The sequence below is a fragment of the Pedobacter quisquiliarum genome (assembly GCF_014642175.1).
Taxonomy (GTDB): Bacteria; Bacteroidota; Bacteroidia; order Sphingobacteriales; family Sphingobacteriaceae; genus Pedobacter; species Pedobacter quisquiliarum.
Window position 1 is genome coordinate 81,151 of sequence record NZ_BMIL01000001.1, and the last position, 23,493, is coordinate 104,643.

The window sequence follows — 23,493 nt, forward strand, 5'->3', positions numbered from 1 at the left end:
CAAATGGCCACCATCAAAAAACTCCCTTCTCCGATAACCATTCTTATGATGGTTATCATCGTCGCTGCAATCGCTACATGGTTAATTCCAGCAGGTAAATACCATACACTTTCTTATCAGGATGGGGCAACAACCTTTACCTACAGCAGTCCCGACGGGGATCGAAGCCTGCCGCTTACGCAGGAAACGCTCGATGCGATGGAGATCAAGATTGCACTGGAGAAATTCAAAGATGGCAGCATCCGGAAGCCGGTATCCATTCCGGGAACCTACGAGCGCATAGAAGCCAATCGCGAAGGGCCAGTAGAGATTTTAACCGCACCCATAAAGGGGATCTACGATACCATAGACATCATTCTTTTCATTCTGGTGACTGGTGGATTCATCAGCGTTTTCTATGCGACAGGCGCGATGGAAGAAGGCTTGCGCAGCCTCTCCGCGAGGATGCATGGCCGGGAAGCCTGGCTCATCGTGATCCTTGGCTTCCTGTTTTCCTTTGGTGGCGCCTCTTTCGGCATGGCAGAAGAAGCACTAGCATTTTACCCGATCATGGTGCCCCTGTTCCTGGCTGCCGGATATGATCTTCTGGTGCCTGTCGCCGTGCTCTTTGGCGGCACACAGCTCGGTACCTTATCCTCCTTCAGCAATCCATTCTCAACGATCATTGCTTCGAATGCTGCGGGGATTACCTGGACCGACGGCATTTACGGCCGCCTGGCGATGTTTGTGTTCTCCACCGGATTGTTCATCTGGTACGTGGTCAAGTATGCGCAGAAAGTGAAGCTGAACCCTGAAGCGTCTTACGTGTTCCAATGTGATGGTGTGGTGAAAAGTCCTTTCGCAACGCTCCATGCAGAACCGGAAGCTCAAAGCAAAGCTGGTGGAAAAACCGGTTTATTGCTCCTGATCTTCCTGAGTACCTTCCTGATTTTAATTGCCGGGGTGGTGGTATTCAACTGGTGGTTACCGGAGATGTCTGCCTTGTTTCTCGCTTCTTCCATTCTGGTGGCCATTATCACGCGTATGGGTGAAAAGAACTTCATCGGCTTGTTCATTAAAGGCGCAGAAGAACTGCTTTCTGTAGCTTTCATTATTGGTACTGCGAGAGGGGTAACCATCATGCTCAATGAAGGGAACATCAGCGACAGCATACTTTTTTATGCCGCCAACATGGTGGACCAACTGCCACCATCCATATTCATTGTGATCATGCTCTTTGTGTACATGGTTTTCACCTTGTTCATTGCAAGTACCTCCGGAATGGCGGTCGTTACCATGCCGATCATGGGCTCCCTGGCTGTAATTGCCGGTGTTCCCGGTCGCGAGATCGTGAACAGCTACCTCTTCGGTATGGGCATCATGGGGATGGTTACCCCTACAGGCTTATTGCTACCATCGCTGGCATTAGTCAATGTAAGTCCTAAAGCCTGGTGGAAATTCATCCGCCCATTGCTACTGATGCTGCTGGTGCTTTGTATCGCCTTTCTGGTGATCAGCGTTAACATGAACTAAAGCAGCTTAAGCACCGGCTGCCGGTTAAACGGCTTAAAAGTTTGTCAGGATTCTGAATTGTACCAAATCACGTTCAATATCGCCGGTCTTCTTGCGTTGCTGCATCCGTAGGTATCCAACCTCCGTATCAATATGTTTGTTGAAACGATAGCCCAGTGCAACCAATGGTCTGTGCTGGTCGAAGAAGCTATTGTTAATTTTTTCCTTGTTCTGAACGTTAAACATCACTTCCGACTGCAGCAAAGCATACATACCTTTGCTAAACTTTTCATCTGCAATTAAAGGCACAACGGCACCAAGCTGTAAGCGCAGGCGCTGGGAGAACTCATCCTCCGGGCCACGGAAACGTTGTTCGAAGCGTACGCGGAAGTTGAGCCTTAAGCGCTCCACCACATTCTTGTAGATATACTGTTGGAAAAAGCGGTTTTCCAGGGTACTGATCTTTTCCTCGTCCATCATCTCCCAATCGGTAACATTTGCATACCCGAGCGCCACAGAATGCTGCTTGTTCAGGTTATAGCCCAATGCACCTCTTAGTAATCGGGTACCCAGGTAGTCGAAATTGTTCGCAGAACGAAACTGAAAGTCGGTAAGCAGGTCAAATTTCGGCGATAACTTTTGCGTATGGGTGAGGTTAAACCAGCCGCCGTTGCCGATTTGCGCAAAGGCGATATTTGTGAAGAGCATTAAACTTGTAAACAGAACAGCGAGTCGCAGCAAAGAATGGATCATGGGGTTGTTTTAAGTTTAAAATAGCCCAAATCTATTCAATTTATTTGATACGCAGCACATAAACCATGCAGCAGGATTGCATAAAGAGCGCGTGAGCTGTCGTGCATAAGCGGAAACCTTTACCGGCATTGGTTGTTTTTAGTGTTCAACCAAACTAAGAAAACATGTCAGCAGCAACAAATAAAAAGACCGTAATTGTTACCGGAGCGAGCTCCGGCATAGGGCAGGGTATCGCCATTGGCTTTGGCCAGCAAGGTGCCAATGTGGTGGTCAACTACCATGGCGATGATGAAGGTGCCAATGAAACGCTGGACCGCATCAAAGAGGCCGGTGGTTCGGGCTTTATCCATCAGGCAGATGTAAGCGATGAAGGCGAAGTAGAAGAGATGTTCCGCAAAACAGAAGCGGAATATGGCCGTATCGACGTGTTGATCAACAATGCCGGCATTCAGCAAGACAGCGACTTTGCCAGCATGAGCCTGGAGCAATGGGATAAAGTGATCCACACGAACCTGACGGGACAATTCCTTTGTGCACGCGCCGCAATCCGCCATTTTGAACAACAAGTGCAAGCTGGTCCTGAAGATATGGCCAAAGGGAATATCATTTTTATGAGTTCCGTACACGACATCATCCCTTGGGCAGGCCATGTCAACTATGCATCCTCCAAAGGTGGAATCCTGATGCTGATGAAATCACTGGCACTGGAAGTTGCGCCGAAGAAAATCCGGGTAAATGCCATTTCTCCGGGTGCCATTGCAACAGACATCAACGAAGAGGTGTGGAGTGACGAAGAAAAGCGGAAGGAGCTGATCAAGCTTATCCCTTATAAGCGGATCGGTAAACCTGAAGACATCGCGAAAGTAGCGCTGTGGCTGGGATCGGACGACAGCGATTACGTTACGGGAACCACGATCTACGTGGATGGCGGTATGACGCTCTACCCGGGCTTTGTAGACAATGGTTAAACGATAATAGCATATAAATATGGAACAGATGATCATAGCGGAGTCGGCACTTGTAGACATTGATTTTACAGCTGCTGATGTTGAAAGAACACTTAAAACCCTGCAACCTGTGGTATTCAAGGAAGAAGCGGCCTATTGCTGCCACTTGGGGCCTGATATGGAAAGCGGAATTGTTGGCCGTGGAGATACGCCAGAAGCGGCGATCGCGGATTGGAAAGCGGCCTTAAAACAACGCGTACAAACGGCAGGAGAAGAAGATGAACTCGCAAATTTTGTCAAAGACTCGTTGAACTTCAGCAAAAACGATGTATGGTAGTTAATTACCTGAAGCACAATGGATAATATCCGGTTTGCAGGTGTTTGCACCGCTACAAAGTGCTAAATACATAAACTTACAGCACAAGCCCTTACGTAGAACATGTAAGGGCTTGTTCATTTTACAGGGTTTTATACGGCAACTTTCCTTTTTGAAAACCATAGCCGTTAAGTTGCTGTAATCTAGATTATTATTGGTGTTTGTGCTTGCGGTCTTATCCCTGGACAAAAGCCTGAAAAGCAGAAGTTTTAGCACGCATATATGTTCGATTATCTGATAGTAGGCGCAGGTTTTTCCGGGAGTGTACTGGCCGAGCGATTGGCTAGCCAAAAAAATAAAAAGATACTGATTGTGGACAAGCGCAATCACATTGGCGGCAATGCTTATGATTATTACAATGAACATGGCATTCTGATCCATAAATACGGACCACACTGGTTTCATACCAATGACCGCAAAGTATTTGAATACCTGTCTGCCTTTACCGCCTGGCGCTACCATTACCATCGGGTACAGTCATACGTTGATGGTATGCTGGTACCCTTTCCCATTAACCGCGACACGCTGAATATGCTGTACGGCCTGGACCTGAGCAGCCCCGCCGCTGTGCAGGCTTACTATGATGAGGTAAAAGCAAACATTAACAACCCCGCAGATGCTGAAGAGATGGTGATCAGTCAGGTTGGCGAAGCCTTGTATAACAAGTTCTTCAAAGGTTACACCCTAAAACAGTGGGAGATTCACCCCCGCGATCTTGCGGCCAGTGTGACAGCCAGAATTCCGGTGCGCACAAACCGGGATGACCGCTACTTTACCGACACTTATCAGGGTATGCCCAAGCACGGCTATACGGCCATGTTTCAGCGGATGCTCAGCCACCCAAACATCTCGGTCATGCAGCAGACCGACTATCGCGAACTGCTGCAGACGGTGCCTTACCGAAAGATGATCTATACCGGTCCCATAGATTCCTTTTTCGACTATAAGTTCGGTAAGCTTCCATACAGATCGCTGCGCTTTGAACATGAAACCTTTGATCAGGAATTCCATCAGCCCTGCCAGCAGGTGAACTATCCCAATGAGTACGACTTCACACGGATCGTGGAATGGAAGCATGCCACGGGTCAGAAAAGCCACCTGACCACCATCACCCGCGAATATGCACTCGATGCAGGTGATGATCTCGAACGCTACTATCCAATTCCAAGAGCCATAAATCACGACCTTTTCAACAAATACAAAGCAGAAGCAGCGCAGCTGGATAATGTACTGTTTTGCGGCCGGCTGGCGGATTATAAGTATTACAACATGGATCAGGTCGTCGCAAGAGCGCTAATGATCGCAGAGAAAGAACTTAAAGATCAGTAAAGAAAATAAAAGAAAGAACCATGCGTGCATCCTTCGTCATTGTAAACTACAACAGAAAAGCAGAGTTGCTGCTGACCATTGCCAGAACAAAGGCCTTAATTGAAAACGATCCCGAATTTGAGCTTGTTATTGTGGACAATGCCTCTACCGATGGAAGTGCTGAAGCGGTAATCAGGCACTACCCCGATGTGGTATTGATTCAAAACCCGGTAAATACCGGTGCCCCGGCCTGGAACCTTGGTTTTCAACGCGCAAAAGGCGACTACTTCATCATTCTGGATGATGACAGTCAGATCGACTTTGGCCTGGAAGCGGCATTGGCGCATATGGATCAGCATCCGGAAATCGGGGTACTTGCCTTAAACGTGGTTTCTGGTCCTTACACCAGTGAAGGCTGGAAATGGAAGGATGGACAATCCATTGTTGGATTTATTGGCTGCGGTGCGATCTATAGAAGGGAAACTTACCTGACAGTTGGGGGCTATGCAGATTGGATGTTCCTGTATGTGAACGAATGGGATCTGGGCTTGCGTGTAGTGGATGCCGGCTACCAGGTACGGTATTTTGCAGATTGCCAGGTGACGCACCGGGCCAGTGAAGTAAATCGAAGCAGCAAACGGTTAAGGGTTTTCGTGACGGGTCACGAGCTTTCCATCGTATACAAATACATGGGTGAGGGCCGGATGAAAAATGTATGGCGTGTGGTATTCAACAACCTGAAAGGCGTAAGGCAGCTGCATTTCAAAGATACCTGGTATAACATGCTGGGTATGGCCGCATTTTATAAGAACAGAAAGTCATTGTCCTATACCCCGGTGTCCCCCTATACCCAGTCGCTGTTTCTGAATCTTTTTGAAGGTACAAGGCCAGTATTCGACTTCCTCAAACGTGACTTCTCCAATATTTCTAAAGTATTTAAGCGACCCGGCCAGACATCTGAAACCTATGCTTCCAACACTAAAACCAAAGTAGAAAATGAAAATCTCGTTTGTGATCCTGAATTATAACAGGGAAAAAGAACTACTGATTACCGTTGGAAAAACGATGGAACTCATGGCTGGCAAAAGCGACTACGAGATCATCGTGGTGGACAATGCCTCGTCCGACAATTCGATCATTTCGTTAAGCAGAGCCTACCCTGAAGTGCGGATCCTTGCGCGCAGTAAGAACATTGGCATTGCAGGCTGGAATGATGGCTTTGAACTTGCGAAAGGCGAATACCTGGTGGTGCTGGATGACGACAGCAATATTGTAAGTGGTTTAGATGAAGCCATTGCGGTGTTAGATGACGATCCGAAAATCGGCATTCTTGCGCTCAATGTTACCGGCGGTGCCTTCCCAACAGATTACCTCGTGCACATGGAAGATAATATCGATTTCATTGGCTGTGGGGCGATCATCCGGAAAACACTTTTCGAGAAAATCGGCGGCTTTGCGGAGTGGCTGTTCATCTATACCCATGAATGGGAGTATGCCATCCGGTGTCTGGATGCCGGATTCAGCATCCGTTACTTCGCACACTGTTATGTGGACCACCGGACGAGCGTCATCAACCGGAGCTCCAGGCGGCTCAAGGTCTTCTCCATCCGGAATGAGATGGCCATCGTGTACAAGTTCTTCGATAAGAAGGATCGATCGAAATATGTCACCCGCGTTTACCTGAACAACCTGAAAAGCATCCGGCGACTTGGTCCTGCTGCCTTGCCCTGGTTTTATCAGGCCCTGGTAGAATTTATGAAGCTGCGCAAGGAGCTGGTGCATACCCCGGTTAGCCGCGAAGTGCAGGATTTCTACAGCAAGAGCTGCTGGTCTACCCGACGTTTTCTGAAAATTATATAAAAGCCGTAACTTACCAATAGCCAAAGCGCAGCTGATATGATGCACGAATCTGATAAGTACTGGGAGATAAAACCGAACACATCGTTGCTTGACATCAAACTAAAGGAGAATTACGAATACCGGGATTTGCTCTGGCTGTTGGTTAAGCGGGATTTCATATCCTTTTACAAGCAGACCATCCTCGGGCCGATCTGGTTTTTCATCCAGCCGATCTTTACCGTGCTGATCTTTTCGCTGATTTTCGGCAACGTTGCCGGCATCTCCACAGATGGGCTGCCGAAGCCGCTGTTTTATCTGGCAGGGGTGGTCACCTGGAACTACTTTTCAGATTGCTTCATTAAAACCTCTTCGGTCTTCCGGGACAATGCTTACATCTTTGGCAAGGTTTACTTTCCCAGGTTGATCATGCCTCTGAGTGTGGTGTTCTCCAATCTGGTGAAATTCGGCGTGCAACTGCTACTGCTGTTTGCGATGATGTTATTTTACGGCTTAAAGGGTGGACATTTTCAGATCACCTGGTATGTGCTGTTGTTCCCGGTGCTGGTGCTTTTAATGGCTTGCCTGGGGCTGGGTCTGGGCATGGTTGTTTCCGCAATGACAACAAAATACCGGGACCTGGCTTTTCTGGTCACTTTCGGTGTTCCCTTGTTGATGTACGCGACAACGGTGGTATTCCCATTATCGGCTGCACCGGAGCGCTTCCATAATCTTATTAAATTCAATCCGATGACCCCTATTATTGAGACCTTCCGGATGGGCTTTCTGGGCACAGGCACCTTCAGCTGGTCCATGCTTGGTTACACCACGTTTATTACGGTTGTCATTCTTTTCCTTGGTGTCGTCACCTTCAACAAGGTGCAGAAGAGCTTCGTGGATACCGTATAACCACAACAAACAAATCGGCAGCAGATCAGGTATAATGTGTAGGAAAGCAGGATTGAATTCATGGGCAAAATTGTAATCAAGGCAGAAAATATTTCAAAGGCATACGAGCTTGGTGAATTCAGCACGGGCACCATCAGCCGTGACCTGGAGCGCTGGTGGGCAATGATGCGCGGCAAGGAAGATCCTTTTCTGAAGATTGGTGAAGTAAATGACCGCAATAAGAAAACGGACAGCAAGCTGGTATGGAGTCTGAAGGACATTAATTTTGAGGTAGAGGAAGGATCCGCGCTGGGCATTATCGGTCGTAATGGGGCCGGAAAGAGCACGCTGCTTAAACTGCTGAGCCGGATTACTTCCCCGACCACCGGCACCATTAAAGGTCGCGGCCGCATTGCAAGTTTGCTGGAAGTGGGTACCGGATTTCATCCCGAACTTACGGGCCGGGAGAACATTTTTATCAATGGTGCCATCCTGGGGATGCGCAAAGCGGAGATCAAGAAGCGGTTCGACGAGATCGTCGACTTTGCGGGTGTGGAGCGCTACATTGATACGCCGGTAAAGCGGTACAGCTCCGGGATGTATGTGCGACTGGCATTTGCCGTTGCGGCACACCTGGAAGCGGAAATCCTGATCGTTGATGAGGTCTTAGCTGTAGGAGATGCCGAGTTCCAGCGGAAGTGTATGGGTAAGATGGGGCAGGTTACGAAAGATAATGGCCGTACGGTGCTGTTCGTGAGCCACAATGTGGAATCTGTAAAGTCGCTATGTGATACCGCCATTCTGCTGCATAACGGCAGAATGCATGAAAACACGAACCTGGCAGATGCCATTAAGATTTACCTGCAGCAGAATCCGGAAAACGATCGTGGGCATTTTGTTAATCCGAACCCGCCAGTCAACCTGGAAGTCTATTTTAAACAAGCCTACATCAAGCAGAAGGGGGTTGTGACGAACGCGCTTTTCAACGATGCACCGATTGATGTGCATTGTCAACTTCAATGCAACATCCCAATGAAGGTGTCTTTGGAAGTCATTGTCCGGGACCACAATGGCTTGCCGCTGCTATTCGGGCCAATAGGTTTAACGCAGCAGCGGGAACATGAACTTGAACCCGGGGTGCACCAGATGGTCATACGTCTGAACCCACCATACCTGGCTAAAGGCAGTTATTTCCTGGACCTCATCGTTGCGGAAACCGGAAAGCGCATCATAGACATCCACGAAAGTTGTCTGGGCTTTGAAATCGAGTCCAGCTTTATTGCCGCAAGCGGCTGGTCATTTGAGCACAACCGGGGTGCCGGTGCAATGCTGTTAAATGCCTTTTCTTACTTTGAGGATGAGCTGCCTGCGGTCCATTGATCCGTATTCTTGATGCCTAGGGCTACCGGATCAAATACCGGGTCTTTTCCTGCACGGCGTTGTTCCTGGTAGTCTTTCAGGGCTTTAAGCGCTGGTTTACGTAGCAAGATGATGGCCACGACATTCAGCCATGCCATAACACCCACACCGATATCGCCCAGCATCCATGCAGCTTCCGCAGTTTTCACCGCACCAAAGATGGTGGCGCCGAGCATTACAATACGCAGCAGGTTAAGCAGCCACTTATTACCTTTTTTATCCAGGTAGCTCAGGTTGGTTTCTGCGATGTAGTAGTACGCCATGATGGTGGTGAAGGCGAAGAACAACAGGGAAATTGCTACAAAGCCACTGCCAATAGAAGGGAAGTGCGCACTTACAGCCAATTGGGTGTATTCTGCACCAATTTTAGCACCCGGAAGATTTTCCACCAGGTAACCACCTTCAGGATTTACGACGTTGTATTGCCCGGTGAAAAGAATCATGAATGCTGTTGCGGTACAAACGAATAAGGTGTCAATATATACGGAGAAAGCTTGTACCAGGCCTTGTTTTACCGGGTGCGTAACTTCTGCTGCTGCGGCCGCATGCGGTGCAGTCCCTTGACCGGCCTCGTTGGAGTAAATACCACGCTTAACACCCCAGGCGATGGCCATCCCGAATACTCCAGCGAATGCAGGTTCCAGGTGGAAAGCAGATTTGATGATCAGGGAAAGTACAGCCGGAATTTCGGTGATGTTTAATGCCATGATTACCACAGCCATCAGGATGTAGGCACCTGCCATGAAAGGCACCACGATTTCCGCTACCTTACCGATACGTTTAACCCCGCCGAATATGATTAAGCCCAGCAAGATGGCAACACCAATTCCGGAATACAATACCGGCACATTGAAGGCGTTGTGCATACTTAAAGCAATGCTGTTGCTTTGCGTGCCTGGAAGAAGTAATGCCATACTGGCGATGGTGGCTACTGCAAACAAGGTTGCGTACCATTTTATGCCTAAACCTTTTTCAATGTAGAATGCAGGACCACCACGGTACTGTCCGTTGTTAAGCTGCTTATAGATTTGTCCGAGTGTTGCTTCAATGAAAGCAGATGCACTACCCAGGAAAGCGATGATCCACATCCAGAATATCGCGCCAGGGCCACCCATTGCGATGGCAGTTGCCACACCGGCTATGTTTCCGGTACCTACACGGCCAGAAATGGCAATTGCGAAAGCCTGGAAAGAACTAACTCCTGCTGCGGAACTTTCACCGTCGAACAGCAGTCGCCACATTTCTTTGATGTAACGGATCTGAAGAAACCGTGTGACAATGGAAAAATAGATTCCTGTTACCAAACATAAAAATATTAGGGCGTTGCTCCAGACGATGTCGTTAATTCCCGAAATGATACTTTCCATTGTTGCGCTTTAAGGTTTGATCAAGCATAAAAAGCTTGAAAAAAATGCAATAATAAGCATTTTAGAGGGAGCCGTGCATGGCTGGGTGGCGCAGTTCGGTAAAAATATCAGTACAAGAAATGCTTATGGTTTTGGAAAGTGCTGGAGGTATTCGTTCCATGCGGTGATTTTTCCGTCTTTAAGTTTGATGTCGTTGAAGACATTTACGCTGTCGCGCTGCCCTTTCTGATCTTCCCAATGCTGCGTGAACCAGACACTTACCCATTCTTCAGATTTGTCCTTGTTGACAACGCTGCGCCAATCTGTTGGTACCACTTTCAATGTTTTCAGGGTAGCGAAGAAATCTTTATTCAGTTGCATGATTTGTTCGCGGGTACCTTTGAATTTTACGCCATCAATATTGGATACGATGCTGTCGGCCGTGTATTTACCGATGGTTTGGTGGTCGAGCTGCTCCATGGCTTTGAAGACATTGAGAACAATGGCTTCATTTTTCTGATCGGGGTTAAATTCCCAGTTGTACTTGCTGTTTTTGTTGTAGGGGAGATTTGTTGTGGCGGTTTCTGTTGTGGTCATCTCCGTGTTGGTCTCCGTGGATGTGGTTTCCTTGCTGTTGTTGCAGGCAAAAGTGATGGCGGCGAAGCCAAGTAGGAGCAGGGTGTGGGCAGTTTTCATGAATTTTGCTGGGTTTGGTTGTATTAAGATAGGTATTTAACGGTAAAGTTTTGAAAAGGGGATGTTTTCGGGACAAACGCAGACCAGACGCACACCGAGCGCACACCTAACGCACACCTGACCCACGAAACTGTGCGTTTGGTGTGGGGTTGCTGTGTGTTTCATGTGGGTATGATGTGGAGGTGTGTTGGCTTAATTGCATTTTTTTACGTGGCATTTAATTCCAGCAAAGCGCACAAAAAAGCCCTTCATTTCTGAGGGGCTATGATGCTTTAAATTGTTACTTCGCAAGTTTATATCTGAAGCCGCCAAATGAAATTTGATATGGCGGATTAAGCGTCGGTGCTTTAAAGCCTGTTCCAAAGGTGATGGTGATCTCATCAAAAGGTGTCTGACTCTCTCTCGCGACTACCATGGCGCCAGATGTCATCCCTAAATCTGGTGAACTGATGCTGGTTTGCCTGATGTAATTTGTAAAGGTTGGCTTTATCACTTTGTTCAGCTTGGAGTTCCTGAACCTGGTGGTTACGGAATATTCGCCGTCTTTAAACAGGGAGTTGTATTCATATCCAAAGGCCATCACCATTTTTGATAACTTAATGGTCATGGTATTGCCCATAGTTAAAGTAACAATAGGCGCGAACTCGTCAGCTACTTTTGGTTTTACACCCCATTTAACTTCTTTGTTGTGGCTTTTGCGGGCCTTTGATTCGAATCTTACTGCTAAATCCTGATTGCAGACCGAATCTAACAATTCACCATTCTTGTATTTATCTAAACGCAGCGGCATAAAGCTGAGGTATTCTGGGATTTGTGCTTCAAAATAGACGATTACGGAGTCTTGATAGAAATTATACGCACCGTTCGGGAGAATATAATATCCAAATCCATTCGGGTCTTGAGGATGGTAAGTGGGATAATCCCCATTTTCACTTTTCTTTTGGTTGTCTCCATTTTTCGGCTGGACGTCGTCGTCTTTGGAGCAAGCGTTTAAAGTCGCGAGTAGAACTACGGCGACAAGGGCGTTAAGGAAATGTTTTTTCATGTTGAGATGAATTGATGATGCAACGAAATTAGATGATAATTGACTGAATATCAGGGGTTCTTAATTGTTGTTGCGCTGATTGTTCGTGTGTGATAAACGTGTGAAATAAACCGTGAAACAATTGGGGATCGTTCGTGTTTATGGATACACATGCCTGCAATGCGTCCCGACCTCCAGATTGATCTTATAGAATTTAAAGCCTGGTATCAGCATCGGGTTGAAATCATTGATATCTTAATGGATGCTGCGTTGAATGATCGGAATCCAAGCAAAGATGAAATTGCGCAGCTCAGGAGATCTAAACTCCTGCTCATTGAAAGATCTGCCCGAATGATCGTGGATATCTATTCCAGATATGGGTTTTATCCGGATCTTTAGCTTTGTAAGCGGGTTATCGCCAGTTATCTTTACCTTTTGAGCGTTCCATTAAACGGGAAAATGGACCTATGGCTAAAAGCAAAATTATGGCAATCGGGATAAGGAATGTCAGGTTCATAATTGATGGTTAAGCGTTAGGCTGGCTGACCAGGTCAATAAAAATCATAGAGATATTATCTTCTATGGCTTTGAATTCAGGAGATGCACAAACGATGGATCCATCTTCAATGGCGCAAAGCACTTCTATAGATGTATTATTAAGCTTCGAAATGAATTCCGATGCGTTTACATTATGCATAAGCAGCTTGTGAAGTTCACCCGTGTTGTTTTTATAAAAGATCTCCGTCATCGTAGTTTGTCTGTTGCTGATTGTAGAACAAAATTAATTCCTTTTGATTTAGCTTTAGGGTGGGGCCTACGTACGAAATCTGCATAGCGAGAATGAAGTGTGAAATAATTTGTGAAGGCAGATTTAGCTATGATGCTTGAATTCTGATTAGGAAGGGGAGTGAGATCAATTGCACAATAATTTCACAAGATAAAATCTGCGTGTTCTAACCATACCGCCGTGTCTGGTGTTGTAGAATAATGGCGTGCTTTTTACACTCTGGGGAACGTTCTCCATGATATGCTAGAGATGGGTAGGATGCAATCTAGCATAGCTTTGGCTTATAAAAAATTTGATCGCTAAACGTTGGAAAACAAAAAGCACCTACATTGGTATATGTAAGTGCTTTAGAATCGGAGTGGAGAATAGCGGAGTCGAACCGCTGACCTCTTGCCTGCCAGGCAAGCGCTCTAGCCAGCTGAGCTAATCCCCCGATCGGTCGCAAAAGTAGTTAAATTTGGAAGAGATGCAAATTTATTGTGAAAAAGGTGATTTAGGGGAAAGAAATAGGGAAACGCCTCTTGTTAACAGATTGATATTTCAACCGCCTTTTGAACAAATAAGTAATTGCTGTATCTTTTCCGGGGGATTATTGTGAAAACCATTTGAGATTCGTATTGCGATTAGCAATACCGGCATAAGGCATAGTGAACCATGAACAGATTAAATGAAATAGTTGCTCACGTCGTAAGTCAGGCTGTCGCAGTAAAAATGGACTTCTGTATGCTGAAGATGTACAAACCGTTAATCAGCTGGCTGATTACATTAACAAAGTGCTTACAGAACCTAAGCCAAAGAACAGTGTTTTTGCAAAGTTGACAAGAAAGGATGATGTAGTTACAGCTTTCTATCTGAAATTTCTTGAAATTCTTGATGGATTCTACTTTATTCTTTAAGCAACTTACAGGACCTACAAATGGGTCAAAGCATCTTTGACAGTCTGAACAACCCCTGACGCCAGAAGGAAACGAACCTTAATTAACTTAAGAGCTGCAGAAATGTGGCTTTTTTCATCTACAATTATATATTTATAAACTAAAAACGATCTTTAGGTTTCACAAAGACGCGAGCAACGAATGGTTTATTGTTATCCCTGAATGGACTAGCTATAAGGCTGAGCTAGAAATGGTACAAGGGGCTGCTACCATGTTGGACCTGGTTGGTGAAAATTCGAAAGAATGTTACTTAAAATTGTCCGATCAAACTTTAAATGGAGTGGAGGTATTGAAATTAGAGCAGGCGAGAATACAGAATCAAGGTGGAGGAGGGGATTACATTCTTGATAACTTCCAGTCAGAAACTATAAACCATAAGAGTTGGCTTTGTGAAGTGACGAGGCTTGTATTTAATGGTTTACCACAGGAGATATACTTCAAAAAGCAACCACCAAGCATGCCGAAATAAAAATGGCCGACGGAGACATGATTATACCAAAGCAATTACGCTGGATCATAACTGTTACAGTTGTTCTTGCATGGCTGAGTTCATATTATTTCACAATTACGGTATTTGCCTGGGGAGCTGGTACCTACACGTGGCTTTATCTAATTCTATACCCCTTACTTTTGGTTGCTTCAATTCTTATAATAGCAAACGTAAGATTAGGATACATCCTGAGTGTCATATCCGCATTGAGCTATAGTTTTCTTTTAACGAGTCAAGTTGGTGAATACTATCTTTACAAATCAGGAAGTCCAATTTTATTACTGGTTATTGTACTTCCGTACATTCTATTCCTCATTTTGATTCCATTATGCGTTTTGCTACTAACAGTTAATGTAAAAACCAAGAGGATTATTGTCTATTGTTCAATATCAGTAACATTGAGTTTTCCCATCTACTCGATTGTTGAACGCTACAACAGAGATTACTCAGAAAGCTTATTTGCTGACATAGAGTTGAAAAAGGATGGAACAATGTTGATAAACTGCAAACCTGGCCTTGCTGATTCAAGATCGTTTGTCATTAAATCTGATTCGCAAGAGCTATATAAGGCGGTTAAGATGCATGGTGAGTTATATCAAGGAAGCTATTTTGTAAAGGATTTAGAGGTCACAAAACACTTTAACTTTCGACACTTCGAGTCCCTTTCAATAAAACAAGTTAACAAGTACGAATTGAAATCAACATTAACGTGGAATAAGGGTGAATTGAGAGGAGATAGCTCATTTCTTTTGCCCTAGATTACTCTTAATACATTTAATATGACCGACTGGAATTGCAACAATAAAATAGACATTTAGTTAAGCTGCAATATTCCGTTTGTTTAAGTTTCTTTCAAACTCCTCTGGGGACATAAACCCCAGGGCGGAGTGCATTCTTTTTCGGTTGTACCAGGCTTCTATGTATTCAAACACAACGATTGCTGCTTGGGCTTGATCCGCGAACTTATTCTGGTATATACATTCAGCCTTCAGCGTTTTAAAGAAGTGGAATTGCAACAATAAAACAGACATTTAGTTAAGCTGCAATATTGCGTTTGTTTAAGGTTTTTTCAAACTCTTCTGGGGACATAAACCCCAGGGCAGAGTGCATTCTTTTTCGGTTGTACCAGGCTTCTATGTATTCAAACACCACGATTGCTGCTTGGGCTTGATTTGCGAACTTGTTCTGGTATATATATTCGGCTTTCAATGGCTGAAGAGGTAGTTTCTTGAATTTTGTGTAAGCAGAACAGAAGTTAGGGTCAGCCGTATGCTAATCCGAGAATGGGGAAGAATTGTTAATCACCTTGTATTATATTTGAAAATAGATGCAACCTTTAAATTCAGTACGGTTGACCACTTACACAAAATTCCGCACACGCTCACCACGAAATAAACTAATGTACCGACTAAATCCGGAAATTGTTTATGAAATATTGCTTCTTTTTTATAGCTAGTTTCTTTTTTTCTTTGAGCGTAGTAAATTGTCAAGATTTATCTGCTAAAAGGAAAACTACGATTCAATCGTTTATTACTGCTTTGTTTCGTGACAATAAAAGTCAGCAGTTCATCATTGAAAACTATATGCATTTGCCTTTGAAAGATACTATAGACTCGAAGAAGAAAGAGACATTTGTTAGGAATTCAATCGACTCTTTAAAAAAAACACACAGTGTTCTCCTTTCTTCTCCTGGTTATGAAATTGTTTCCTATGATCAACTTAAGGGTGAAAAGAGAATGTTCTCAGAGCCGACACAGAATATAGCAGTTGTCACCTCACACGGTAAGCCGGTTTTATATTTTCTTTTTTATCGTGATAAAATACACTCGTTTATGCTTATACAAAAAGGAAAATATAGCTATTTCCTTGTAAGTTAAAATTTAAGGATTGTAGAGCATTTCTTTTTGTACTTGATGATTCAAAATTTGTCTTGCAGAGTTACTTTGCTTTGTCAAGGATACAGCTTGATAATGATAGTAGTGGAGGGTCTATTACTAAGAATCTGGTCAAGCTACTGTGCTGTCAATTTCAAAAAAAAGTTTGCTTTCTGTTAATCTTTGCCCTATACTGTTGCATATTGCCGATTTATGAAAATTTTCTCCAAAATAATAGCACTCCCTGTACTTTCTATGCTGACGATAATCAGCTCAAACTCCAACACTTTTGCGCAGGAAAAATCTAAAACTGTAATAATTTCTAAAACGCATCAGCAGGCCATTAGTAAGATTACGGCTAACCCAAAGGTTAAAAAGGCCATGCAGACCATTATTGATTTGGAGCCGGAAACCATGAGCAACCTGGTGCTGCTGACCGAAATTCCATCACCGCCTTATAAAGAGGATAAAAGAGCCGCTAAGTTTGCTGAAATGATTAAAGCCCTTGGGGTGGATTCGGTCTGGACTGATACAGCTGGAAACGTCCTTGCACTACGTAAAGGATCAAATGGTAAAAAGCGGATCGTACTGGAAGCCCACATGGACACGGTCTTCCCGGAAGGTACCGATGTGAAAGTCGTAAAGAGAGGCGATACCTTGTATGCCCCGGGTATTGCGGATGACACCAGAGGGCTGACTTCGGTGCTTACGTTGCTGAAAGTTATGAATCAAAGCAATCTAAAAACGGAAGCTGATGTGCTGTTTGTTGGAACAACAGGTGAAGAGGGACAAGGCGATCTTAGGGGTGTAAAAAATCTTTTTAGCGCAGCAGGCCCTGGTAAAATTGATAGTTATATTGGCTTAGATGGGACTGCTATTGGCATAATTATACACCGGGGATTAGGGTCACACCGATATAGAATCACGTATAAAGGTCCTGGTGGCCATTCTTTCGGCGCATTCGGACTTGCAAATCCTCATAATGCCTTAGGGCGTGCCATTCATTACTGGGTGGTGGATGCGGATAAGTTTGCCCTGCAAAGTGGCGTTCCGGTAACCTATAATGTTGCGGTAACTGGTGGCGGTACTTCCGTAAATTCCATTCCTTTCGAGTCCTGGATGGAAGTAGACATGCGTTCTGAAAGTTCGGAGCGTCTTTCCGCAATAGACCAGCTTTTACAGGTTGCCGTGAAAAAAGCACTAGCTGAGGAGAATGCCATGAAAAAGATGGGGAAAGACCTTACGGTCGAGGTAAAAATGATTGGGAACCGTCCTTCCGGCAGCAATGATCCTAACTCGCCACTGGTGCAGCATGCTATGGCAAGCATGAAATACCTCGGTGCGGAACCAGAATTGAAAGGTAGCTCTACCAACGCCAACATTCCGATTTCCAAAGGTGTTCCTGCAATCACGATCGGCTCGGGTGGTAAATCGGGTAATCCGCATTCATTAAACGAATGGTATGTAAATGATAAGGGTTATTTGGGTATTCAGCAGGCCTTGCTGGTTTTACTTGCGGAGGCTGGTATCGCGAAGTAAAGTTCTTTCCGAGTACTATCTAAAACGAGTTAGCGATTTCTGGATTGGAAGACATCCGGTTGGTCTTGGTAATTGAAAATGGGATCTCTAAAACAAAAAACAGCTGAATTTCTTCAGACCCACTTTGATGGATTAAGGTTGCGTGCTCCGTTATATTTAAATAGTCGACAGGGTTTACGATATAATCTGCAACATGGAGTACCCGGAACGGAAATGTACTTTGAAGAGGTTGTCAATCGTGCAACGCAGTTATTTGAAGCGACTTTTATGCGAGATGATCGAACGCTCTTTTACCTGATGGATTACAGGTTAAAAAGACGTAAGATTAGGTTTTCCAATTATTGTTTCAAACAGATTGATGGACTTCTTAAAGAAAATGTTGCATATTCACTGGTCAAGGGCTTATATGATGATGGATATGGTTTAGACATCAGAAACATTGCTCAGGTTGAGGTGTCAAGACACAGAATCGACCATAGGAAAATCTTTGCTGCAATTGCCAACAAAGATTTCTCTCGACTACCTGGTTTAGACCATTATGGCTTCTTAGGCAGCAAGGAGGTATTCCTAATTAACCTTGATAATAATATCATCTTTCACATGTATGATGATCGTGGACTAGATATTATTTCAGCTGAAATTGATAGTTTAAGAAGCGTCTATAAGGAGTATAATCATTGGATCCTCAATTGCAATAAAGATGAAATTGATGCTAAGTTTGAAAATGGCTGATCTGAAAGTGCCATGCCACAAGAGGTTGGCGGAATCTATTATTATCCGCACTCTTTTGATATTCATTCCCGCTTATAAAAGATTAAACCCATTATCATCGGTAGGGCATATGTAGACATAAAATAAACATTTCTTGCATTCCAAAGAGTGGATAAATCTGGCAATGAAAGCAATACAAACATGCTTATGCAACAAAGTAGACTTATTAATATGAAGAGCGGCTTGCTTTGTGCTGGAGTCATTCTCCATCGAATTGATAACGAACTGCATAGCCAAAGCAGTAACATGCCGGGCAGAGTAAGAAAACCACCCATGAGGATTACGATAAAGTAGAATTCTAAAAAACCGATAGAGAACAAGTAATCAATCAAGTTTGGTTGCGGTGATAGGAACCCCATGAAAAATGGTGCTGCAATAAATGTTGTGACCCATACTTTAACTGGATACTTCCAATACTCATAGTTGTCACTGGAAGGATTTACAAATTTTTCCATTGCGTATCAGCTAGCGCCTACACCTATTTTGCAATCTTCAATGTTGGAAGTTTAAATGAAATCATCTCATTTAAACAAGAATTTCGATCAGCACGCAAGTTTGTTAGAAAAGGTGTAATGTTCGCACCATAGCTCCTCTTTGAATAGGCTGAAACAAGTAGTGTACTTTGACCTTCAAGTTTAATGTTCTTGTAGCGATATACGTTAAACTCTACAATGGTCATTTTACCGTCCTCATGTTCACCAACAAGAAAGTCTAAAATGAATTCTTTACCGTCCGGACTTTTTGATACTTGGTAATTGCAAATTGCATCCGATTTCTTCCGTTCAATAAGCCAATTTACTTTTTGTTGAAGCTCAGATTCAGGAGTTACATCTTTCGTAAGAACGTAAATGGTTAACATTTGGTTGAAACGCTCCACCTGTTCTCCTTTAGGGATGTACTCTTGAATGTAGTAGTCCGCACTGGGTTTATCACTCCAGGCTAATTCAAGCTGAGTGTTGCCGAAAGATAGTGGTCCCTTAATACCAATCCTATCTTTAACGTCGATATGAATTGTGTACAATGATAAAATAGTTGAGAGGATAATTATCCGAATCATGATTTTGCGTTAATATAATCTCGCTCAATGTAGCTAAAGTACCTAGATTACAAAAACTTTTTCATCAAGTTGAAATTGATTGTTCCGGTCTCACCTCCCTGAAAAAGTGTTTGAATTAATATTAATACTTATGAAATTTTTAGACACTACGCCCACATCTTTAAATCAGCTTTAGATATATTTACTTGTTATCCTGATCTTGAATTCAGCTGAAGTATTAACAATGAGGAAGCAGACACAATGGAGGCAGGAAATACCGACATAAAGTATTATTAAAACTAGATAATCGATGAATCAACTTCTTAGATTCAACTTCTTAGTCATCATGTGCCTATTCATGCATGCTCATGTTTTTGGCCAGGCTAAACCATTTTTCAAGAGAATTGATATCGTGTTTAGGAAAGTTAATATGCAAGCTTATAACGATAGTGTTCCAGTTTATGCTTTCAACTTTCGGATAAAGCTGGCTCCTACTAAAATGGAAAAGTGAAAGTCATGAACGTAACAGCAAATGATAGTTCAGCATATAAGATGTTCCCGGATTATAAAATGTTATATACCACGGATTTTAGTCCCCTGGTAAGCAATAATAAAAATATTACAGTTGTAATCCCGGTTCTTTGTTATAAGAGGCCAAGGCCAGACGGTATAAAGCATCCGAATATTCATATCGATCAATTCCTAAATACAAGCTACGCCCTACAATCAAGTTTACCATACAGCAATGAAAAAGAAGACAAGGAATATTTTATGTATCGCGTAAATAGAGCTAATAACAGTCAGGATGGAAAGGCAGGGGTGGGCTTTGAACAGATTATATTAGTAACGCCCATCATTATAGAAATTCTAAATATCAGATGATCAAAAACGCAGATTATTCATCGTAAAATTACCATGAACTTACCGGGGAGTTAATAGAGATACACATATTTGCATCTTTATTTCTAAACATCCCTATGAAAAAAGTACTACTCTATTGCGGTATGGCATTTATTTTCGCCAGCTGCTCCAAAAAAAACAATTGATATCAAAGAACCCGAAGCGCCTGTAGCGGTTTACACGATCGTTGAAGATTTCGAGAACACGGCATCTAAAACCAGCTACGTTACTGCTGACGTTAACATGCCAACAGGAATCTGGAACCTTGATGATGCTTTAGTCGGCAACCTCCCGACGGATTTAAAGAATGGCTTAAAGAGTGCAAGACTCCGTGCAGGTAAAATTACCATGAATTTTGACGTTGCAGGTGTAAATATGCTCTACATCAAACACGGTAAGTTCGGCAATGATGCGAATTCAACCTGGCAGCTGTTGATGTCTACCGATGGTGGTGCAACGTTTACACAGCTTGGAACAGACATCCTGGAGGACAATACGGCTTTGAAGCTGGATTCCTTCCAGGTAAACACGACTGCTAAAGTGCGTTTCCAAATTAAAAAAGTTGGAACAACCAGGATCAACATCGACGACATCACCTTCAAAGGCACCGGAGATCCGGGTATAATCGTTGGTACCCCAGACACCGAACCTGGCGATACGCCATCCACAGGTACACCGGCAGATGCAAGAGGCATCACCACCGGTCCCGATGCGCAACCTACTGCTGGTGATAACAGCAATTCTTTATTCGGTAATCCATCAAATGCAACAACGCTTACGCCGGACAACTATTTGTTGGATCAAAGCTATTATGTTCAATCTTATAGCACCTCCCGAAGCACGCCAAACTGGGTGAGCTGGCATGTGGATGCGAGTACCATTAATGGCACAGCCAAGCGTCAGGATAACTTCGCAGCTTTTGCAGGACTTCCAGCGGGTGCGTTCTCTGTGCAAAGTACCAGCTACCAGAATTCAGGGTTCGACAGGGGACATAACGTGCCTTCAGGAGATCGTACGAGTTCTACAAATGCAAATAGCGCAACTTTCCTGATGACAAACATGATTCCGCAGGCCCCACAAAATAATCAAGGTCCCTGGGAGCAGCTGGAGTCTTATCTGCGCACCAAAGTACTGGAAGGTAACGAGGTTTATGTAATCATGGGCAGTTACGGATCTGGTGGTGTTGGAAACAACGGGAGTGCTTCAAGCATCGCAGGGGGTAAGATCGCCGTTCCATCTAACGTGTGGAAAGTTGCCGTAATCATCCCAGCAGGTGACAGCGATATCACCAGAGTAACTTCGGCTACGAGAGTTGTCGCTGTGAATACGCCTAACGTAAACACCATTGAGCAGGATTGGAAGAAATACAGGGTACCGGTTAGGGATATTGAGAAAGCAACTGGCTATAACCTGCTTTCGAACTTGCCACAAGCCGTTCAGGATGTAATTGAGACCAAAGTTGATGCTTTGAACTAGTTGGTTTAGCCAGATAATTCCTTGAAAATAGCACCCTTGTGGTGCTATTTTTTTGGCTTTTACGACAGGTTATTGACTATTCAGCGGCAGCATAAGCTCCGGCCGATTGTTTATCACGCCTTTAGTTGCTGCGGCATTCACATCTGTGCTAACCCGATAGGCCTCCATCTTTTCATCCGGATAGGGCAGACACAAACTTAAGAGGTCGGCAGTGGAGATATCCTTGGAAAGCCAGAAAGGTTCAGTGTATTTATCCAGGATAACGGGCATCCTGTTTTTTGGATCATGCACCTTAGCCACTGTTTCATTCGCTGCGGTGGTCATGATGGTAAAGGAACGGTAAACGATAGCGCCATCCCTGCTTTTCCACTGGCTCCATAGTCCTGCGAAAGCAAACAGCGGCCGGTCTTTCAGTACAAAACGGTAGGGGATGGACTTGCCAGATTTCTTGTCCCACTCATAAAAGCCATCGGCTAACACCAGACAGGTTTTATGATGCTGAACTAGCGGCCTGTAGGTTTTCTTCTCCAACACGTCCTCGCTTTTCGCATTTAGCGTGCTGATGTTCGGCTTGGTGTCTTCCGCCCAATGCGGTACCAGTCCGAAGTGCATCTTTTGCGCAATACCCGGCTCATCTGCCGTGATCACCAAGCCTTCCTGCGTAGGCGCGAGGTTATAATTCGGCTCAAAGCCATCCTTTACCTGCACCTGAAAGAGCTTCTCAATCTCCTTTTCAGCTCTGGTTAACGTATATCTTGCACACATATTTAAAATACAAGCCTATGGCTTTTTAGTTTTTGGTTCCTGCGGATTCAACTGAAAAGCATCTAACATCTTGACCATGAAAGCATCAAAGTCCAGATGCGCCTGGCGTAGTTCCTCCAGTTTCTTCGCCACCGCATATTTCGCATAATGTAGCGTAAAGTTATGATAGTCCTGCATCCCCAGCTTCTGCACCGTAACCACCTCATCTGATTCCAAAAACTCACGAGGCGTATAAACCTGCTTCGTGTCATGAGAAAAAATCACGCAGCCTAAATTATAAGCCTTTATCGCCAGCTCCCGTTTAACTTTATATGCTTCACTATCCTTATTCTTCACATCCGATTTCATAGCTATTCCTTTCAACTACAAAAATGCTAATAATATTAGTAAATACAAGTACATTTGCAATCGGCTTAGTTTTTGTCCAGCGAGTAACCAAATAGAATTACAGCATGGTGCAAGACTTTAGATTTTACAAGGAACTGGATGGACGTTGGTATGTGGAGATCCCGGAATGGAAGGGCCCGAAAGAAGACCTTGAAATGGTACAAGGTGCCGACAGCATGCTGGAGTTGATTAGTGGTGATGCTAAAGAATGCTACCTCACCTTTGCTGATGTGCCGTTTGATGGGGCTGAGGTGCTTGTTTTGGAGCATGTTCGGGAGCCGAATCTTGGTGGGGGTGGCGACTACTTCCTGCATAAATATGAGGGGGAAACAACACTGCTTCGCCTGTGGCTATGTGAGGTGACCAACTATGTTTTTAAAGGTTTGCCGGAGCAGATTTACTTCAGGAAAGTTCAGCAGGAATAACTTATTGTCTTTCCAATTTCTTTA

26 protein-coding genes and 1 tRNA gene are annotated in these 23,493 nt (G+C 44.3%); 16 read left to right on the plus strand and 11 right to left on the minus strand.

The window, feature by feature from the left end:
• Positions 1 to 3: 3 nt before the first annotated feature.
• Positions 4 to 1,512 carry a YfcC family protein gene (locus IEW69_RS00320; protein WP_188624826.1) on the plus strand — a complete coding sequence of 503 codons (1,509 nt, stop codon included), beginning with the start codon at positions 4 to 6 and terminating at the stop codon, positions 1,510 to 1,512.
• A 33-nt stretch (positions 1,513 to 1,545) separates the two neighbouring features.
• Here the strand turns inward: IEW69_RS00320 and IEW69_RS00325 are convergent, their stop codons facing one another.
• Positions 1,546 to 2,244 (minus strand): DUF2490 domain-containing protein, encoded by a 699-nt coding sequence (locus IEW69_RS00325; protein WP_188624827.1) that lies wholly within the window; start codon positions 2,242 to 2,244, stop codon positions 1,546 to 1,548.
• Between the two features lie 164 nt (positions 2,245 to 2,408).
• Between IEW69_RS00325 and IEW69_RS00330 the strand changes: the two genes are divergently transcribed.
• From IEW69_RS00330 to IEW69_RS16855, 7 genes are all read left to right on the plus strand, one after another.
• Positions 2,409 to 3,212, plus strand: a complete 804-nt coding sequence (locus tag IEW69_RS00330) for an SDR family oxidoreductase (protein ID WP_188624828.1) — start codon at positions 2,409 to 2,411, stop codon at positions 3,210 to 3,212.
• 19 nt (positions 3,213 to 3,231) lie between these two features.
• The gene (locus IEW69_RS00335) at positions 3,232 to 3,528 is read left to right on the plus strand and encodes a hypothetical protein (protein WP_188624829.1); all 297 of its coding nucleotides are present in this window, start codon (positions 3,232 to 3,234) and stop codon (positions 3,526 to 3,528) included.
• Between the two features lie 261 nt (positions 3,529 to 3,789).
• The gene (gene glf / locus IEW69_RS00340) at positions 3,790 to 4,896 is read left to right on the plus strand and encodes a UDP-galactopyranose mutase (protein ID WP_188624830.1); all 1,107 of its coding nucleotides are present in this window, start codon (positions 3,790 to 3,792) and stop codon (positions 4,894 to 4,896) included.
• Between the two features lie 20 nt (positions 4,897 to 4,916).
• A complete protein-coding gene (locus tag IEW69_RS00345; RefSeq protein WP_188624831.1) occupies positions 4,917 to 5,903 on the plus strand; it encodes a glycosyltransferase family 2 protein in 987 nt (328 codons plus the stop codon).
• A complete protein-coding gene (locus IEW69_RS00350; protein ID WP_188624832.1) occupies positions 5,872 to 6,735 on the plus strand; it encodes a glycosyltransferase family 2 protein in 864 nt (287 codons plus the stop codon). The genes IEW69_RS00345 and IEW69_RS00350 overlap by 32 nt, the downstream gene beginning before the upstream one ends.
• Before the next feature lie 36 nt (positions 6,736 to 6,771).
• Positions 6,772 to 7,620, plus strand: a complete 849-nt coding sequence (locus IEW69_RS00355; protein ID WP_188624833.1) for an ABC transporter permease — start codon at positions 6,772 to 6,774, stop codon at positions 7,618 to 7,620.
• A gap of 60 nt (positions 7,621 to 7,680) precedes the next feature.
• Positions 7,681 to 8,979 (plus strand): ABC transporter ATP-binding protein, encoded by a 1,299-nt coding sequence (locus IEW69_RS16855; RefSeq protein WP_229663471.1) that lies wholly within the window; start codon positions 7,681 to 7,683, stop codon positions 8,977 to 8,979.
• On the opposite strand, the gene IEW69_RS00365 is transcribed toward IEW69_RS16855, so the two are convergent.
• From IEW69_RS00365 to IEW69_RS00375, 3 genes are all read right to left on the minus strand, one after another.
• Positions 8,946 to 10,385, minus strand: coding sequence for an alanine/glycine:cation symporter family protein (locus IEW69_RS00365; protein WP_188624834.1), 1,440 nt, complete (start codon positions 10,383 to 10,385; stop codon positions 8,946 to 8,948). The two genes, IEW69_RS16855 and IEW69_RS00365, sit on opposite strands and share 34 nt — an antisense overlap.
• 123 nt (positions 10,386 to 10,508) lie before the next feature.
• Entirely contained in the window at positions 10,509 to 11,060 is a 552-nt protein-coding gene (locus IEW69_RS00370; protein ID WP_188624835.1) for a nuclear transport factor 2 family protein, read from the minus strand.
• 280 nt (positions 11,061 to 11,340) lie between these two features.
• The gene (locus tag IEW69_RS00375) at positions 11,341 to 12,105 is read right to left on the minus strand and encodes a hypothetical protein (RefSeq protein WP_188624836.1); all 765 of its coding nucleotides are present in this window, start codon (positions 12,103 to 12,105) and stop codon (positions 11,341 to 11,343) included.
• Between the two features lie 150 nt (positions 12,106 to 12,255).
• Here IEW69_RS00375 and IEW69_RS00380 point away from each other — a divergent pair, with 150 nt between their 5' ends.
• Positions 12,256 to 12,483: a hypothetical protein gene (locus tag IEW69_RS00380; RefSeq protein ID WP_188624837.1), complete on the plus strand. Its 228-nt coding sequence runs from the start codon at positions 12,256 to 12,258 to the stop codon at positions 12,481 to 12,483.
• Between the two features lie 127 nt (positions 12,484 to 12,610).
• Here IEW69_RS00380 and IEW69_RS00385 read toward each other — a convergent pair whose 3' ends face one another.
• Together IEW69_RS00385 and IEW69_RS00390 are read right to left on the minus strand one after the other, a co-directional pair.
• Positions 12,611 to 12,832 (minus strand): hypothetical protein, encoded by a 222-nt coding sequence (locus IEW69_RS00385; RefSeq protein ID WP_188624838.1) that lies wholly within the window; start codon positions 12,830 to 12,832, stop codon positions 12,611 to 12,613.
• Positions 12,833 to 13,230: 398 nt separating this feature from the next.
• Positions 13,231 to 13,304, minus strand: a tRNA-Ala gene (locus tag IEW69_RS00390).
• Positions 13,305 to 13,915: 611 nt separating this feature from the next.
• On the opposite strand from IEW69_RS00390, the gene IEW69_RS17045 reads away from it, so the two are divergent.
• The gene (locus IEW69_RS17045; RefSeq protein WP_373284089.1) at positions 13,916 to 14,275 is read left to right on the plus strand and encodes a DUF6717 family protein; all 360 of its coding nucleotides are present in this window, start codon (positions 13,916 to 13,918) and stop codon (positions 14,273 to 14,275) included.
• An 839-nt stretch (positions 14,276 to 15,114) separates the two neighbouring features.
• Here IEW69_RS17045 and IEW69_RS17050 read toward each other — a convergent pair.
• The gene (locus tag IEW69_RS17050; protein ID WP_188624839.1) at positions 15,115 to 15,327 is read right to left on the minus strand and encodes an IS3 family transposase; all 213 of its coding nucleotides are present in this window, start codon (positions 15,325 to 15,327) and stop codon (positions 15,115 to 15,117) included.
• 4 nt (positions 15,328 to 15,331) lie between these two features.
• The gene (locus tag IEW69_RS00400) at positions 15,332 to 15,505 is read right to left on the minus strand and encodes an IS3 family transposase (protein ID WP_262890713.1); all 174 of its coding nucleotides are present in this window, start codon (positions 15,503 to 15,505) and stop codon (positions 15,332 to 15,334) included.
• A gap of 218 nt (positions 15,506 to 15,723) precedes the next feature.
• Between IEW69_RS00400 and IEW69_RS00405 the strand changes: the two genes are divergently transcribed.
• From IEW69_RS00405 to IEW69_RS00415, 3 genes are all read left to right on the plus strand, one after another.
• Positions 15,724 to 16,173 carry a hypothetical protein gene (locus tag IEW69_RS00405; RefSeq protein WP_188624840.1) on the plus strand — a complete coding sequence of 150 codons (450 nt, stop codon included), beginning with the start codon at positions 15,724 to 15,726 and terminating at the stop codon, positions 16,171 to 16,173.
• Positions 16,174 to 16,425: 252 nt separating this feature from the next.
• Positions 16,426 to 17,709, plus strand: a complete 1,284-nt coding sequence (locus IEW69_RS00410) for a M20/M25/M40 family metallo-hydrolase (protein WP_229663472.1) — start codon at positions 16,426 to 16,428, stop codon at positions 17,707 to 17,709.
• Positions 17,710 to 17,787: 78 nt separating this feature from the next.
• Entirely contained in the window at positions 17,788 to 18,441 is a 654-nt protein-coding gene (locus IEW69_RS00415; protein ID WP_188624842.1) for a DUF3885 domain-containing protein, read from the plus strand.
• A 517-nt stretch (positions 18,442 to 18,958) separates the two neighbouring features.
• On the opposite strand, the gene IEW69_RS00420 is transcribed toward IEW69_RS00415, so the two are convergent.
• Positions 18,959 to 19,537, minus strand: coding sequence for an HI_0983 family protein (locus tag IEW69_RS00420; protein ID WP_188624843.1), 579 nt, complete (start codon positions 19,535 to 19,537; stop codon positions 18,959 to 18,961).
• Between the two features lie 495 nt (positions 19,538 to 20,032).
• Between IEW69_RS00420 and IEW69_RS00425 the strand changes: the two genes are divergently transcribed.
• Both IEW69_RS00425 and IEW69_RS00430 read left to right on the plus strand, forming a co-directional pair.
• On the plus strand, positions 20,033 to 20,398 hold the full coding sequence (locus IEW69_RS00425; RefSeq protein WP_188624844.1) for a hypothetical protein: 366 nt from the start codon (positions 20,033 to 20,035) through the stop codon (positions 20,396 to 20,398).
• A 261-nt stretch (positions 20,399 to 20,659) separates the two neighbouring features.
• Positions 20,660 to 21,892 carry a DNA/RNA non-specific endonuclease gene (locus tag IEW69_RS00430; protein WP_188624845.1) on the plus strand — a complete coding sequence of 411 codons (1,233 nt, stop codon included), beginning with the start codon at positions 20,660 to 20,662 and terminating at the stop codon, positions 21,890 to 21,892.
• Positions 21,893 to 21,961: 69 nt separating this feature from the next.
• On the opposite strand, the gene IEW69_RS00435 is transcribed toward IEW69_RS00430, so the two are convergent.
• Entirely contained in the window at positions 21,962 to 22,657 is a 696-nt protein-coding gene (locus IEW69_RS00435) for an SOS response-associated peptidase (protein WP_188624846.1), read from the minus strand.
• A 15-nt stretch (positions 22,658 to 22,672) separates the two neighbouring features.
• Positions 22,673 to 23,020, minus strand: coding sequence for a hypothetical protein (locus IEW69_RS00440; protein ID WP_188624847.1), 348 nt, complete (start codon positions 23,018 to 23,020; stop codon positions 22,673 to 22,675).
• Positions 23,021 to 23,109: 89 nt separating this feature from the next.
• On the opposite strand from IEW69_RS00440, the gene IEW69_RS00445 reads away from it, so the two are divergent.
• On the plus strand, positions 23,110 to 23,469 hold the full coding sequence (locus IEW69_RS00445) for a DUF6717 family protein (RefSeq protein ID WP_188624848.1): 360 nt from the start codon (positions 23,110 to 23,112) through the stop codon (positions 23,467 to 23,469).
• Positions 23,470 to 23,493: the final 24 nt, after the last annotated feature.